The sequence below is a fragment of the Luteibacter sp. NPDC031894 genome, from assembly GCF_050273135.1.
Classification (GTDB): Bacteria; Pseudomonadota; Gammaproteobacteria; order Xanthomonadales; family Rhodanobacteraceae; genus Luteibacter.
The window spans coordinates 297,396-311,607 of sequence record NZ_JBNNMV010000004.1; the positions used below are offsets into that span (position 1 = coordinate 297,396).

The window sequence follows — 14,212 nt, forward strand, 5'->3', positions numbered from 1 at the left end:
CGTCTCCCACGCCTCGATCCGCGAGAAAAGCATGTCGTTTCGTTCCGCGTCCCTGCTCGCCTGCACGCTCGCCTGCGCCGTCGCCGCTCCCTTCGCGTTCGCCGCGACGCCACAAAAACCGCCTGTCGTCCACGTGGACCCCACGTCCGCGAAACTGCCCCCGGAGCGGGTCAAGGAAACGGTCGAGAATTACAAACGCTGGCTGGACGCCCTCGAAGCGCGCGATGCCGCGCCAGCGGTCGTCACCGCGATCATCGTCGACGACAAGGTCGTCTACGAACGGGCCATCGGCTACGCCAATGCCAAGACGAAGGAACCGGCCACGCCGGAAACGGTCTTCCGCCTGGCGTCGCTGTCGAAAGCCTTCGCCACGGGCGTCACCGCCGTGCTGGTGCGCGCTGGCTTCCTCAGCTGGGACACCAAGCTGATCGACACGATCCCCTACTTCAAGCTCAAGGACATGCAGGCGGCCCAGCAGGCCACCGTGCGCGACATCCTCGGGCAACGGCTCGGCCTGCCGCGCAACACGTACGACGCGATGCTCGAGGCGGACGCGCCCTACGAGGAACTGGTGCGCAAGCTCGACGAGGTCGACCTGTCCTGCAAGGTCGGCGAGTGCTATGGCTACCAGAACGTCGCCTTCAGCATGATCGGCGACGTGATCTTCGCGCAGACCGGCGATTATTTCTTCCGCCAGGTGGAGCGGCGCATCTTCACGCCCCTGGGCATGAACACCGCGAGCTACGGCCGCGACGCCCTGGAGTCCAGCAAGAGCTGGGCGCGTCCGCATCGCGGCACGCCGCACCACTGGACTCCTTACGAACCCAATGACAGCTACTACCGCGTCGCGCCTGCGGCCGGCGTGAATGCGAGCCTGCGCGACATGGAACAGTGGCTCATGGCGCAGATGGGTGGTCGCCCCGATGTCCTGCCCACGCCTTTGCTCGACGTACTGCATGCGCCGGAAGTGGCGACGCCCTCCGAGGAGCGTTCGCAGCCCTGGCGACGCGCCCGCGTCACCGACGCGCACTACGCGCTGGGCTGGCGCGTGTTCAAGTACGCCAACGAGGACCTCGTCTACCACGCTGGTGCCGTCTCCGGTTACCGCACGATGATCGGCTTCTTCCCCAAGTACCACGCTGGCGTCGTCACAATGTGGAACGCCGCCGGTCCCGTCCCCGGCGGACTGATGCCGATGGTGTTCGACAGTCTGCTCGGCCTGCCGCACGTCGACTGGGCGGGCGTGGAAGGGCCGGTACGGGCCGCGCCGGTCGCGAAGGCGGCGAAGGCCGCTCCCGTGAAGACGAAGGCCTCGAAGAAGAAGACGGCGTCCAAGGGCAAGAGCAAGAAGAAGCCCTGAAGCCTGACCCGACCTCGACCAAGAAAAACGGCCCTCGCGGGCCGTTTTTTTTTACCTGCCGAGGTTGAATTGCAACCGTCGCCGCAGCGTCACCGCCATCGGCTCGCCGTTGCGCGTCGCCGGCTTGTACTCCCAGCGACTGACGGCGTCGATCGCGGAGCGATCGAAGACATGCTTGGGTTGGGAATCCACCACGGTGACGTTACCCACGGCGCCATCGGTGCCTACCGTCAGTTCGACGTCCACCCAGCCCTCCTGGTTCGCGCGCATCGCAGCCGTTGGATAACGCGGGCTCACCTGACGGACAAGCACCGCGTCGCTGATCGCGTCGGCTTCCGCGGCCGCCGCCCGGGCGGCGGGTGCCGCGGGGCGGTTGGCAGTGGGTGCCGGTGCCTGCTGTTGCGCGACGCGGGCCGCCTGTTCGCGCGCAGCCTGCAAGCGCTGCGCCTCGGCCGCCTGCTCGGCCTGCTGCTTCGCCGCTGTCGCCGCGTTCTGCTGGGCAAGCTGCTGCGCCTTCTGCGCGTCCACCGCCTGCTGCTGTTCGCGGTCGAGCGTCTTGCGCTGGGCGTCCAATTTGGAGCGCAGGATCGTCAGCGTGTAGTTCTCCGGATCCGCCTTGGCGAGGAGATCGATCTCCCGCTGCGCCTCGTTGAACTCGCGCTGGTTGATCGTCTGCTCGGTCGCGGCGGCGCCGTAGGAGAAGGTTTCGCGCAAGGCGTCGGCCGCAACCTGGTTGCCGGGCTGCTTCTGCAGCACCTTCATATAGAACTCGAATGCGTTGTTGCCGGCCGGCGCCACCAGGCGCTGGTCGTTCATCGCCGTGCGCGCCTCGGCCAGCAACTGGTCGACACTCAGCGCATCGACGTTCGCGGGCGGAGCCTCGCGGATCGCCGCGGCCTTCTGCGCCGCGGTAGGCACCGGCGTCACGCCGGCGGCAGCATCGCGATACGGCTTGATGATCAGGAACCACGCCGCGACCGCGAGTGCCACCACGATGGCGACGACGGCGAGGGTGACGGGATTGACGGCGCCGCGTACGAAGCGACGCGAGGAAAGGCGATGACGGTTATCCATGGCGGTTCGGAACGGACTCCGCAGGCGCGCGCCCCTGATTGGCTTGACGCGGAAGACCCCCCGTCCCCCGCAGCGCGATGTGGCGACAAGGTAACCGTAATGGGCGCGTGAATCCAGTTCGGCGGCCTAGGAGCTTTTCCCGACCCCGGAAACGAACGACCCCGGCAAGGCCGGGGTCAAGTCTTCGAAGTGACTCCCCGCGCTGGGCACCGCGGGGAGCTAATTCGCAAAACGTACTTTCTTATTGGAAGTAAAGCTTACTTGGCCTTGGGGGCCCTCGGTGCCTTCGCGGTCTTGGTCGCGCGAACGACCTTGGCGGCGGCGACCTTCTTCGAAGCAGCCTTGCGCGGCGAAGCCTTGCGCGTGGCCTTCTTGGCGGCGGTCTTCTTGGCAGGCGCCTTACGGACAGCCTTCTTCACCGCCTTCTTGGCAGCGACCTTACGGGTGGACGCCTTGCGAGCGCCCGTCTTCTTCGCAGCGGCCTTCTTCGCCGGCGACTTGCGGGTAGCAGCCTTACGGGTCGCGACCTTGCGGGTCGAGGCCTTCTTCGCCGGCGACTTGCGGGCGGAGGTCTTCTTGGCGGTGGACTTGCGGGTCGCCTTCTTGGCGGCGGATTTCTTGGCAGTGGATTTCTTGGCAGTGGCCATGGTTCGTCTCAGCTCCTCATCAGTTGGCAGTGGTTGCCCAGTAAAAGCGTGGAGGAACGCTTCGACCAGCAGGTCGCTGTTCGTCGCGTGCCTCAAATTGTTCACCTGGCGGCGAGTACGTTCATCGGAAAGCAGGCGGAGCACATGCAGCGGAATCGAGACTGTGATCTTTCGAACCGACCCTGCTTTTGAACCATGCTCCACATACGGCCTGATGAATTTTCCTGTTTCCATTCCGGGTTCCCCGTCAATTGACGCAAAAGCTATTCCTGAACATTTCCGCTGTCAATAAATTTTGGCACTAAATTGAAGACCTTGCGGTCGGATAGCGGCGACTTCGACGAAGTCCGGAGGGGCCGATGTCGACCTTTGCGAAGCCTCTCTGAATCGCGCGCACTGCATCGACTAAACACACGCACGCGCAAAACGGGTTCAGCAAACACCTTAAATCAAGGCATATTTCGTTCGTCTCCAACGAGCGTCCGCGCAAGCGGCAGCGACAGTCGTCGCGTGTCCGTCGTCTCCGATGACGTACCGGATAACCCCGATTCCGGGGATGAACGGCGTTCAACTGGCGGCGAAAAAAAATTTCGCCGCGACCCCCTTCCGGACAAAAAAAATGCCGGTCGAGGACGACCGGCATCGATTCGGAGCTTGCCGAAGAGGATCAGTGACTGTCGTCTTCGGCGACTTCGGCGTACTCGTCGGGCGTGAGGAGACTGTCGAGTTCCGACTTGTCGTCGAGCTTCAGCTTGAAGATCCAGCCTTCGCCATACGCGTCTTCGTTGATCGTCTCCGGCTTATCGGAGAGTGCCGTGTTCACCGCGATCACCTCGCCCGACAGGGGAGCGTAGATATCCGAGGCGGCCTTCACGGATTCGACGACGGCCGTGCCGTTGCCCGCCTGCACCGAGCTGCCCACTTCAGGCAGTTCGACGTAGACCAGGTCGCCGAGCGACGACTGCGCATGGTCGGAGATGCCGACGGTGACGGTGCCGTCTTGCTCGACGCGAACCCATTCGTGGGACTTCGCAAATTTCAGATCGCCAGGGATGTCGCTCATGGGTCAGGCCTCGTTCGTTTCTGTACGGGGTGCAGGGATGGGTCGGCCGATTGTACCGGTTAGCGCGCGGCGGGAAAGCGTCGCAGCCGGGGTTCCGGCCCTGTCTAGCTCCATGCACCGGCGGGGAACACGGCCTTTCCCCCACACGCCCCTAGGCCGGCACCGGCAGAACCTCGCGGGCGCCGCGACTACCTTGTAGCTGCGGCGCGATCACATGACGCCGCGCCGGTCGCCTCTCCCTTCTGTGGCGCGCCGGTTCCATGCAAGCCATCGCATCACCCACTCAAGGATCCCCCATGAAACGGATGCTCAACACCACAATCATCGCCAGCGCACTGGCGCTCGCCATTTCCAGTCCGCTGATGGCCCGGGACGTCGCGTCAGTCTCCGAAGCCCGCCAGGAGGCCGCGCGCAGCGTTGCATCGCTCGTCAACGATCCGGCCTTCGAGGAAGCGTTCCGCGCCCAGATGGGTAAGGACAGGGCCCGGCTCGCCGACGTGTTGGCCAGCTACACACCTGCCAAGGCTCACGCAGCCTCCGATACCACGGCGACGCTCCGGGATCTCGACCGGCAGGCCATCCACTTGCGCGGCCTTGACGGCGCCGTTGGCTCGTTACTCGACCTTCATCTCTCCGGCGACGTCGGTGGGCAGCCGGTCGCGAGCACGCGCGACATCTGGACCGCTACGATCGTGAAGAACATGGCGTCGGGCCAGCGTGAACTCGTCGCCTACGATCCGGCGGGCGCCGAGCACCGTTACCCGGCCAACGCGGCCCCGGCCGTGCCGATGCTCATGGTCGGGTCAAAGAACCGCGAAGCAACGGGCGCCGGCATCCGCCTGATGAACGAGACCATGCGCCGCGGCGGCGTGCAGTCGGTCTCGCCACTGATGACGGCCCGCAGCGCATCGGCGGTCGAAGAAGTCACAGTGCTTACCGACATCTACCTCACGGACGACCACGAGCCGAATACGGCGGGAGACGCCGACGTCTTCGCCGTGGTGTCCGGCGTGAACCGGGAGGGCAAGGTCGAACTCGTCAATGTCGACATGCCGTACCTGGACCATGACAAGCAATGGTATACGCCGGGCCAGGACCTGGTCACCTGGCGAAGCTTCGCCGGCAACTACGTCAACATCCAGCTCTTCGAGGACGACGGCGATACGGATTGGCAGAAGATCGCCGTAACGATCATCAACACCGTCGGCGACCTGTCACTGATCATTGCGCCAGGAGACCCCCTCACTGGCGCACTCTCTAAGATTGCCGCGAAGGTCATCGAGGCCATGCCAGGGAAGATTTGGCAGAACTCGGTCGACTATATCGACTCCTTCTACCTGGTTGATCGCCGCAGCCATTACACGCAGAAAAATCCGAACATCGGCGCGCGAAAACAGGCAAGAATCGGCCTCGAGCTGCGCACGTTCGGCGGGCAGTCGGTGAAGGACTCCGTGGACAAGACCGGGAACGCAGGGAACGGTGGCGCGAAGGGTCTCTGATCCAGAACGATTCGTGGTCTGACGAGAAAGGGCGGCCGTGGCCGCCCTTTCTCTACACATATATATATGTCGTCAGCCGACGATGCCCGGCATCGGCTGGCCATCACGCACGAACGGGAACTTGACCACGCGCACCGGTACCTCGCGGCCACGGATGTCCACGCGCACGTCACCAAGGTCGCCCGCGGGCACGCGAGCGAACGCGATCGACTTGCCGAGGGTGGGCGCGAAGCCGCCGGAAAGAATCTCGCCGTCACCGGCTGCGGTAAGCACCTTCTGGCCGTGCCGCAGCACGCCCTTGTCGTCCATCACCAGCCCGACCATGACCCGCGGCACGCCCGCGGCCTTCTGCTTTTCGAGCGCCGCGCGCCCGATGAAGTCCCGGCCCTCGTCTAGCGAGATCGTCCAGGCGAGCGACGCTTCCCATGGCGTGACCGACTCGTCCATGTCCTGTCCGTAGAGATTCATGCCGGCCTCGAGGCGCAGGGTGTCGCGCGCGCCCAGTCCCGCCGGCGCCACGCCTGCTTCGCGAAGGAGGTTCCACAACGTCACCACGTGCGCGTTGGGGACGACCACCTCGAACCCGTCTTCGCCGGTATATCCGGTGCGGGCGAGGAACAGCGGCATGCCGTTCGGCCCCTCGATGTCGATGGCCGCGAACTTGCCCAGCTTCCTTGCTTTCTCGCGCAGGGTTTCCGGCAGGAGGCCGATCAGCTTCTCGCGGGCGTTAGGGCCCTGCACGGCGATCATGCCGAACTCCGGACGCTCGCGGACGGTGACGCCGAAGGCTGCCGCCTGCTTTTCGATCCAGGCCAGGTCCTTCGCGCGGGTGGCTGCGTTCACCACCAGGCGGAAGAAATCTTCGCGCAGGAAGTAGACGATGAGGTCGTCGATGACGCCGCCGTTCTCGTCGAGCATGCAGGTGTAGAGGGCCTTGCCCGTCTTCGCCAGCTTGTCGACGTTGTTGGCCACCAGCTTGCGGAGGAACTCGCGCGTCCGCTCGCCCTCGAGGTCGACAACGGTCATGTGCGACACGTCGAACATGCCGGCGTCCTTGCGGACGGCATGGTGTTCCTCGATCTGCGAGCCATAGGCGATCGGCATGTCCCAGCCGCCGAAGTCGACCATGCGGGCGCCCAGCTCGCGGTGGCTGGCATTGAGTGCGGTCTTGTCGGTCATCGGCGTACCTTGCAGGGGGTTGGCGGCGGGAACAGCCTCCCATTATCGCGGCGCCGGCCCCGGAAGGCCAATGCAGGCCAAGACAAGGCGACGCCGAGTCCTGCTAGCCTTCCTTCCATGGCGACGGCATCTTCCCCCGGTTCGGCGACCCTGACCCGCGATGCGGGCGGCACGCGGCTGGCCCTGGCGGGCGATTGGACCCTCCCCTACTACACCGCGCTGCAACGGCGAGCGGGGGAGCTGGGCGGGACCATCGACGGCGACGTCACCGTGGATACGGGGCAACTTGGCGCGATGGATACCTCCGGCGCCTTCGTCATCGCCGAACTCCTGGGCAGCGCGCGCACCCAGGCGCTCGCCCAGGACGAAGCGTTGCCGCCGGCGCGACGGGCGCTCCTCAAGACGGTCGGGGACGCCATAGATACGTACTGCACGGGCGTGAGGCGGCCGCGGGATGCCGGCTTCGTGGTGATGCTGGAGCGCATCGGGCGGGCCATGGAGGGATTCTGGAAACAAACGGCCAAGCTCCTCGCGTTCATCGGCATCACGTTGCAGGGGTTCCTCGCGACGGCATGGCGGCCGAGCCGCTGGCGGGTGACCTCGCTGGTGTCGCACATCGAGCAAACGGGCCTCGACGCGGTGCCGATTCTGGCCCTGCTCTCCTTCATGGTCGGCTGCGTCGTCGCCTTCCTCGGCTCGACCGCCCTGGCGAGCTATGGCGCCAGCGTGTTCACGGTGGACCTGATCGGCTTCGCCTTCCTACGTGAGTTCGGCGTGCTGCTCACGGCCATCCTGCTGGCCGGCCGCACGGCGAGTGCCTTCACGGCGCAGATCGGCTCGATGAAGTCGCGCGAGGAGATCGACGCGATCCGCACACTCGGGCTGGACCCGGTCGAGCTGCTGGTCTTGCCGCGCGTGCTCGCCCTGCTGATCGCCCTTCCCCTGCTCACCTTCCTCGCGATGGTCGCGGGCATCGTCGGCGGCGCGGTGGTTTGCATGGCCGTCCTGAAGATGTCCCCTTCGATGTTCCTGACGATGTTCCAGGCGGACATGTCGCTCGGCCAGTTCCTGGTCGGGATCGCGAAGGCACCCGTGTTCGCCTTCATGATCGCCGTGATCGGATGCATGGAAGGCTTCAAGGTCTCCGGAAGCGCGCAGTCCGTGGGCGAGCACACCACCTCGGCGGTCGTCCAGTCGATCTTCGTGGTGATCCTGCTCGACGCCATGGCCGCCCTCTTCTATATGGAGATGGGCTGGTGAACGAGACCGTCATCGAAGTCCGCGGCCTGGTCAACCGCTTTGGTTCGCAGACCGTGCACGAGAACCTCGACCTCGATGTCTATCGCGGCGAGATCATTGGCATCGTCGGTGGATCGGGCACAGGCAAGTCCGTGCTGTTACGAACGATCGTCGGTTTGGTGAGACCCGTGGCGGGCGAGGTGCGGGTGTTCGGCGAGAACCTGCTCGCCCTGCCGGAGGAACGCCGGTCACGCGTGGAGCGTCGCTTTGGCGTGCTGTTCCAGAGCGGCGCGCTGTTCTCCTCACTGACGGTGGCGGAGAACGTGGCCTTGCCCCTGGTCGAACACGCCGGTCTTCCCCGTGTGGACGCGCAACGGCTGGCCGGTGTGAAACTCGCGCTTGCCGGCCTGCCCGTGGATGCCGGGCGCAAGTATCCATCGCAATTGTCCGGCGGCATGGTCAAGCGTGCCGCGCTGGCCCGTGCACTCGCGCTGGACCCGGAGATCCTGTTCCTCGACGAACCGACCGCCGGGCTGGACCCGATCAGCGCCGCCGCCTTCGACAGCCTCATCGTCACGTTGCGCAACGCCTTGGGACTCACCGTGTTCCTCGTGACCCACGACCTCGACACCCTCTACTCCACCTGCGATCGCGTCGCCGTGCTTTCGCAGAAGCGCGTGCTCGCCGCCGCACCCATCGACGAAGTGGCGCGCACCGACGATGCATGGGTGCAAGCCTATTTCAACGGACCGCGCGGCCGCGCGGCCACCCTCGCCGCCCACCAGGGCAAGGACCAGGGAGCCTGATCATGGAAACCCGCGCCCACCATATCCTCATCGGACTGTTCACCGTCCTTGTCGTCCTCTTCGGCCTCGGCTTCGGCGTCTGGCTCGCCAAGGCGCACTCCGACCAGGAGTGGAATTACTACGACGTGGTCTTCAACGAAGCCGTGACTGGTCTCTCGCGCGGAGGCGGCGTGCAGTACAACGGCATCCGACTCGGCGACGTGATGCAGCTGCGCCTGGATCCGGAGGACCCCCGGCGCGTGCTCGCCCGCATCCGCGTCGCGGGAGACACGCCGTTGCGCAGGGATACGCATGCCAAGCTCGCGCTCACCGGCGTCACCGGGGTGGCGATCATCCAACTTTCCGGCGGCTCGCCGGGGAGCCCCCTGCTCGTCGGGCATGACGGGGAAGTGCCGGTCATCATCGCCGATCCCTCGCCCCTCTCGCGCATCCTCGCCAACGGCGAAGACCTCATCACCAACATCAACCAGGCCGCGGCACGCGCCAGCCAGCTGTTGTCGAAGGAGAACGTGCATGCGATCGAGCGCACGCTCGACCATCTGGAAAAAACGACCGGGGTGATCGCCGATGAGCGGGAGGACATCCGTGCGTTGATCGGACAACTGACGGCGGCGACGCGACAGGCCAACGAGACGCTGGCCGAGAGCCGTGCGCTGGTGCACAACGCCAACGGGCTCGTGGAAGGCCAGGGCAAGGCCACGCTCGAAAGCGCCCAGCGAGCGATGGCTTCGCTGGAACATTCGACGGCGACGATCGACCGTCTGCTCAACGACAACAACGATGCGATCAACGGTGGCGCCGCCAGCCTGGGGCAACTGGGACCCGCGCTGCACGAACTGCGCGACACGCTGGGCTCGCTGCGGTCCATCACCCGCCGTCTCGACGAGAATCCCAGCGGCTACCTGTTCGGTCGTGAGAACACAAAGGAGTTCACCCCATGAGCCGCCCTTCCCTCCCCCGGCGGAGCATCGCCTGCGTCGCCGCGCCACTGGTCCTCGCCCTGCTGTCGGCATGCTCGATCCTGCCCAAGGCGGAGACGCCGCACGTCTATACGTTGCCCGCAGCACCTGGCGGCAGGCCCATGGCGACAACGCCGGTGACCTGGGCATTGCGCCTCGCCGCACCGAACGCGCCGCGTGCGCTCGACAACTCGCGTATCGCCGTCGTGCCGGAAGCGAACACCATCACGGTGTACGCCGGAGCACGCTGGTCCGATGCGATGCCCAAGCTGTTCCGGGACAGGTTGGCGAACGGGTTCCGCGACAATGGCCGCGTCGCCGCGCTCAGTACGGACGAGAGCGACCTTGCCGCCGACTATGAGCTCGGCGGTGGCCTGGGTGCGTTCCAGACGGAATATGCCGGCGGCAAGCCCGAAGTGGTCGTTCGCTTCGACGCGGTGCTCGCCGACACGCACAAGCATCGCATTGTCGGCAGTCGTCGCTTCGAGGTGCACGAAGCGGTCGATGGCAAAGCGGTTCCCCAGGTGGTGGAAGCGTTCGGCCGGGCGATGGACAAGGTGACGGCGGATGTCGTCGCGTGGACGTTGCAGACCGCGCCATCGCGCTGATTCAGGCGCTCGATGGGAGCCGAGCCTATCGGCGATGTGCTTCGATCTGGCGGAAGGTCAGGTTGATGCGGGGACCGTTCACCCGCTTCCTTACCGGCAACTCGTGCTTGTAAAGACGCTGCGTCGCGCCGGCCATGCGCAGCAAGCTGCCATGCCCTAGTTCGATCGCCACCGGCTCGCCTCCCGATTTTGCCCGGAAGCGAAAGGTCCGCGCCGCACCCAGGCTCAACGAGGCGATCACGGGCGCGGGTCCCAGCTCCGCTTCGTCGTCGCTGTGCCAGCCCATGCGGTCGCTGCCGTCGCGATACAGGTTGGCGAGCACGCTGTTGAACGCCGTGCCGCATGCGTCGGCCACGCGATCGCGCAACGCCAGGAGCAGGGGCGTCCAGGGATGGGGCACGAAGCGCGCGCCCGAATAGCGATACGTCGCGTCGTCGTCGCCGATCCACGCGCTCAGCCGCGGTGAATCCACGAGTCGACCGAACATTCGCAGGCGGTGCACTTCCCACGGCAAGTCGTTGCTGAGGCGCGAGAGCACGTCGTCGGCCTCCGCAGGCTCGAGCCAACCCGGCGCGAACGTGACGTCCGCGCCGGGCAGTTCGATCCGGGACCAGCGGACGGTCAGGGTGGTTCGACCGGATAGGCCGGTTCGGCGTCGAGCGACGACGCGCAGACGCCGGCAAGCTCCAGCAGGCGCAGATCCGATCCACGGGCACCCACCAGCTGCAACCCGATCGGCATGCCATTCGGCAACGTACCCATGGGAATGCTCACGGCCGGACAGCCGGCGAGGCTGGCGAAGCCGCAGAGGTCCGCCTGCGACGAAGGCACGGGGCCATCCAGCGGAAACGCGCCCTGCGGCGTGGTCGGAAGGACCAGCACGTCGACCTGCGCGAAGAGGCGGCGCATCTTGAGCGTGGCAGCGTCCAGGACACCGTCCGCGGCCGCGTAATCGGCCGCCGATTTCTTCGCGGCGAAATCCACCATGTCCCTGAAGCCGGATGACACCGGATACGCCTCGTCCGACAACTCGGTGGCGAACGTGTTGAGCATCTCCGCCTCCATCAACAGGAGCCCGGCGCGGCGGGTGCGGGCGAAGTCCCAGTCGGAGAAGTCGACGGTGCGCCGCTCGCCCAGTTCACCCGTCAACTTCGACAGGGCCGCGTCGAACACGTCGATAACGTCCTTCTCCACGCCGACCGCGGCCAGGTCGGGCAGGAAACCGGCGCGCAGGTTGCCCGGCTCCCAGTCGGGCGGCGAGAAGGCGACGCGGCGACGGCGCGACCGCGCATCGTCCGCGTCGTAGCCCGCGAGCGTCTGCAGCAACACGGTGAGGTCGTCCACGCCGCGGGCCAGCAAGCCCACCGCGTCGAGGCGGCGCGCGGCGGGAACGAGGCCGCGGGCCGATATCTCGCCATGCGTAGGCTTCAACGCATACACGCCGCAATAGCTCGCCGGGACGCGGATCGAACCGAGCGTGTCCGAACCGATCGCCGCGACGGCGAGACCGGCAGCCACGGCCGCGGCCGCCCCGCCGGACGAACCGCCCGCGGTATAGCCGAGGCGATGCGGATTGTGCGTCGCGCCATGGAACGGGTTGTTCGTGACGAGGCCGAGGGCGCCCTCGTCCATGTTGGTCTTGCCCAGCAGCACGGCGCCCGACGCCCGCAGGCGGGCCACCGCATGCGCGTCCTGGCTCGGGACGACCGTGCGACGCCGCATGCCGGCACGCGTGGGCACGCCGGCGACGTCGAAATTGTCCTTGATGGCGATCGGCAGCCCGTCGAGGCGGCCGATGACGCCGTCCCGCCGGCGGCGATCCGCCGCCAGGGCCTGCTCCTGGATCAGCGACACGCTGTAGTCGACGTAGGCATTGATGCGGGGGTTGAGGCGCTCCATCGCGCCCTGGTACACGTCGGAAAGGGCTTGAGGCTGGACCCGTCCTATGGCTAGCCAATGCAGGATCTGCAGCAGTGTGGCGCGGCGCATGTCGACATCGGCGACCGGCGGCATCGTATTCATGAACTCTCCTTGCGCTTGCGCCGATTATGAACGCGACATGTGAAGATCGTGCAACCCCGGGTCGTTTGAAACAGCCATTTGCCCCGCTACCGGCGAAACCGGACAATACCGGGTTGATTCCGTAGCCAGCCGTTGAGTGAGCCAGCCATGAGCGAACGCGAAACCATGGAATACGACCTCGTCGTCGTCGGGGCCGGCCCCGCCGGCCTCGCGTTCGCGATCCGTACGAAGCAGCTCAATCCGGACGTATCGGTCTGCGTGATCGAGAAGGCGTCGACCATCGGCGCGCAGATCCTTTCCGGCGCGGTGATCGAGCCCGCACCACTGGACCGGCTGCTGCCCGAGTGGCGGAAGGCGCCACCGCCCATCTGCGTGCCGGTGACCAAGGACGAATTCTGGTTCCTTTCCAGTCCCACCGCCGGCATCAAGAGCCCGGTGACACCGCCGCAGATGCACAACCACGGCAACTTCATCGTCAGCCTGGGCGCGCTCTGCGCCTGGCTGGCCCCGCAGGCCGAGGCGCTGGGCGTGGATGTTTTCCCGGGCTACGCGGCCGCGGAGGCGCTCTTCGACGACAACGGCGCGGTCGCCGGCGTGCGCATCGGCGACATGGGCATCGCGCGTGACGGCACGCACAAGCCGGGCTACACGGAAGGCATCGACATTCGCGCGAAAGTCACCGTGATGGCGGAAGGCTGCCGCGGACACATCAGCAAGACGCTGATCAAGACCTTCGACCTCGACGCCAACAGCGACCCGCAGACCTACGGCATCGGCCTGAAGGAACTCTGGCAACTGCCGCCGGGCCGTGGCACGCCCGGCAAGGTGGTGCACACGGTCGGCTGGCCGCTGCCGAGCGACGTCTACGGCGGCAGCTTCCTGTACCACATGGATAACGACCGCGTGGCGGTCGGCTTCGTCGTGGGGCTGGATTACCCCGACCCGAACTTCTCGCCGTTCGAGGCGTTCCAGCAGTTCAAGCACCACCCGAACGTGAAGGGCCTCCTCGAAGGCGGCACCATCGTCTCGGCCGGTTCGCGCGCCATCATCGAGGGCGGGTACCAATCGCTGCCGAAGGTGGAGATGCCGGGCGCCATCCTGATCGGCGATGCCGCCGGGCTGGTCAACGTGCCGAAGATCAAGGGCACCCACCAGGCCATCGCATCGGCGATGCTCGCCGCCGAGCACCTCATGGCGACGAACTTCGACCCGGCCGGCTGGGACGCGAAGCTGCGCGCCTCCGCGGTCATGACGGAGCTGAAGAAGGTGCGCAACATCCGGCCCGGCTTCAACAAGGGGCTGTGGTGGGGCCTTGCCAATGCGGCCGTGGAAACGGTCACCTTCGGCCGTTCGCCATGGACGCTGAAGAACCACGCGGACTGGTCCGCGCTGGGCAAGCTCGACCGGTACGAGGCGCCGAAGAAGGATTACGTCGACCGCACCCTCGCGCCACGCGATCGCCTCGCCAGCGTCTACTTCGCCGCAACCGAACACGACGAAGACCAGCCGGTGCACCTGAAGGTGGCGGATACCACCATCTGCATCGAGCGCTGCACGGTGGAGTACGGGAATCCTTGCCAGCGGTTCTGTCCTGCGGGCGTCTACGAGATCGTGCAGGACGAGGGCGGCCGGCGGCTGCAGATCAACGCCGCGAACTGCGTGCATTGCAAGACGTGCGATATCAAGGACCCTTACCAGATCATCACCTGGGTGACGCCCGAGGGTGGGTCTGGGCCGAACTACCAGAACCTCTGAG

Annotated in this window: 13 protein-coding genes; 7 read left to right on the forward strand and 6 right to left on the reverse strand. The window is 66.2% G+C overall.

Going from position 1 to position 14,212, the window contains the following annotated elements:
* The first annotated feature begins 31 nt into the window (after nt 1–31).
* Nucleotides 32–1,360: a serine hydrolase domain-containing protein gene (locus ACQKIE_RS13445; RefSeq protein ID WP_427459866.1), complete on the forward strand. Its 1,329-nt coding sequence runs from the start codon at nt 32–34 to the stop codon at nt 1,358–1,360.
* Nucleotides 1,361–1,411: 51 nt separating this feature from the next.
* On the opposite strand, the gene ACQKIE_RS13450 is transcribed toward ACQKIE_RS13445, so the two are convergent.
* The 3 genes from ACQKIE_RS13450 to gcvH all read right to left on the reverse strand — a co-directional run bounded on the left by ACQKIE_RS13450 (nt 1,412) and on the right by gcvH (nt 4,144).
* Nucleotides 1,412–2,434, reverse strand: coding sequence for an energy transducer TonB (locus ACQKIE_RS13450; protein WP_427459868.1), 1,023 nt, complete (start codon nt 2,432–2,434; stop codon nt 1,412–1,414).
* Between the two features lie 257 nt (nt 2,435–2,691).
* Nucleotides 2,692–3,315 (reverse strand): met regulon transcriptional regulator MetJ, encoded by a 624-nt coding sequence (gene metJ / locus ACQKIE_RS13455; protein ID WP_427459870.1) that lies wholly within the window; start codon nt 3,313–3,315, stop codon nt 2,692–2,694.
* Between the two features lie 433 nt (nt 3,316–3,748).
* Nucleotides 3,749–4,144: a glycine cleavage system protein GcvH gene (gcvH, locus tag ACQKIE_RS13460; RefSeq protein WP_427459872.1), complete on the reverse strand. Its 396-nt coding sequence runs from the start codon at nt 4,142–4,144 to the stop codon at nt 3,749–3,751.
* Between the two features lie 296 nt (nt 4,145–4,440).
* Here gcvH and ACQKIE_RS13465 point away from each other — a divergent pair, with 296 nt between their 5' ends.
* Nucleotides 4,441–5,643 (forward strand): DUF3103 family protein, encoded by a 1,203-nt coding sequence (locus ACQKIE_RS13465; RefSeq protein WP_427459874.1) that lies wholly within the window; start codon nt 4,441–4,443, stop codon nt 5,641–5,643.
* 72 nt (nt 5,644–5,715) lie between these two features.
* Here the strand turns inward: ACQKIE_RS13465 and gcvT are convergent, their stop codons facing one another.
* Complete coding sequence (gene gcvT, locus ACQKIE_RS13470; RefSeq protein WP_427459876.1) at nt 5,716–6,822, reverse strand: glycine cleavage system aminomethyltransferase GcvT; 1,107 nt, start codon at nt 6,820–6,822, stop codon at nt 5,716–5,718.
* 117 nt (nt 6,823–6,939) lie between these two features.
* On the opposite strand from gcvT, the gene ACQKIE_RS13475 reads away from it, so the two are divergent.
* From ACQKIE_RS13475 to ACQKIE_RS13490, 4 genes are read left to right on the forward strand one after another with little or no spacing between them, the layout of a single operon-like run.
* Nucleotides 6,940–8,082 carry an MlaE family ABC transporter permease gene (locus ACQKIE_RS13475; RefSeq protein WP_427459877.1) on the forward strand — a complete coding sequence of 381 codons (1,143 nt, stop codon included), beginning with the start codon at nt 6,940–6,942 and terminating at the stop codon, nt 8,080–8,082.
* Nucleotides 8,079–8,867 carry an ABC transporter ATP-binding protein gene (locus ACQKIE_RS13480; protein ID WP_427459879.1) on the forward strand — a complete coding sequence of 263 codons (789 nt, stop codon included), beginning with the start codon at nt 8,079–8,081 and terminating at the stop codon, nt 8,865–8,867. Before ACQKIE_RS13475 ends, ACQKIE_RS13480 begins: the two co-directional genes overlap by 4 nt.
* 2 nt (nt 8,868–8,869) lie before the next feature.
* Nucleotides 8,870–9,808: an MlaD family protein gene (locus ACQKIE_RS13485; protein ID WP_427459881.1), complete on the forward strand. Its 939-nt coding sequence runs from the start codon at nt 8,870–8,872 to the stop codon at nt 9,806–9,808.
* On the forward strand, nt 9,805–10,434 hold the full coding sequence (locus ACQKIE_RS13490; RefSeq protein ID WP_427459883.1) for an ABC-type transport auxiliary lipoprotein family protein: 630 nt from the start codon (nt 9,805–9,807) through the stop codon (nt 10,432–10,434). The genes ACQKIE_RS13485 and ACQKIE_RS13490 overlap by 4 nt, the downstream gene beginning before the upstream one ends.
* Nucleotides 10,435–10,459: 25 nt before the next feature.
* On the opposite strand, the gene ACQKIE_RS13495 is transcribed toward ACQKIE_RS13490, so the two are convergent.
* Together ACQKIE_RS13495 and ACQKIE_RS13500 are read right to left on the reverse strand one after the other, a co-directional pair.
* The gene (locus tag ACQKIE_RS13495; protein ID WP_427459966.1) at nt 10,460–11,059 is read right to left on the reverse strand and encodes an alpha-ketoglutarate-dependent dioxygenase AlkB family protein; all 600 of its coding nucleotides are present in this window, start codon (nt 11,057–11,059) and stop codon (nt 10,460–10,462) included.
* On the reverse strand, nt 11,056–12,456 hold the full coding sequence (locus ACQKIE_RS13500) for an amidase (protein WP_427459885.1): 1,401 nt from the start codon (nt 12,454–12,456) through the stop codon (nt 11,056–11,058). The genes ACQKIE_RS13495 and ACQKIE_RS13500 overlap by 4 nt, the downstream gene beginning before the upstream one ends.
* Nucleotides 12,457–12,603: 147 nt before the next feature.
* Here ACQKIE_RS13500 and ACQKIE_RS13505 point away from each other — a divergent pair, with 147 nt between their 5' ends.
* Nucleotides 12,604–14,211: an electron transfer flavoprotein-ubiquinone oxidoreductase gene (locus ACQKIE_RS13505; protein ID WP_427459887.1), complete on the forward strand. Its 1,608-nt coding sequence runs from the start codon at nt 12,604–12,606 to the stop codon at nt 14,209–14,211.
* The last annotated feature ends 1 nt before the right edge of the window (nt 14,212 follow it).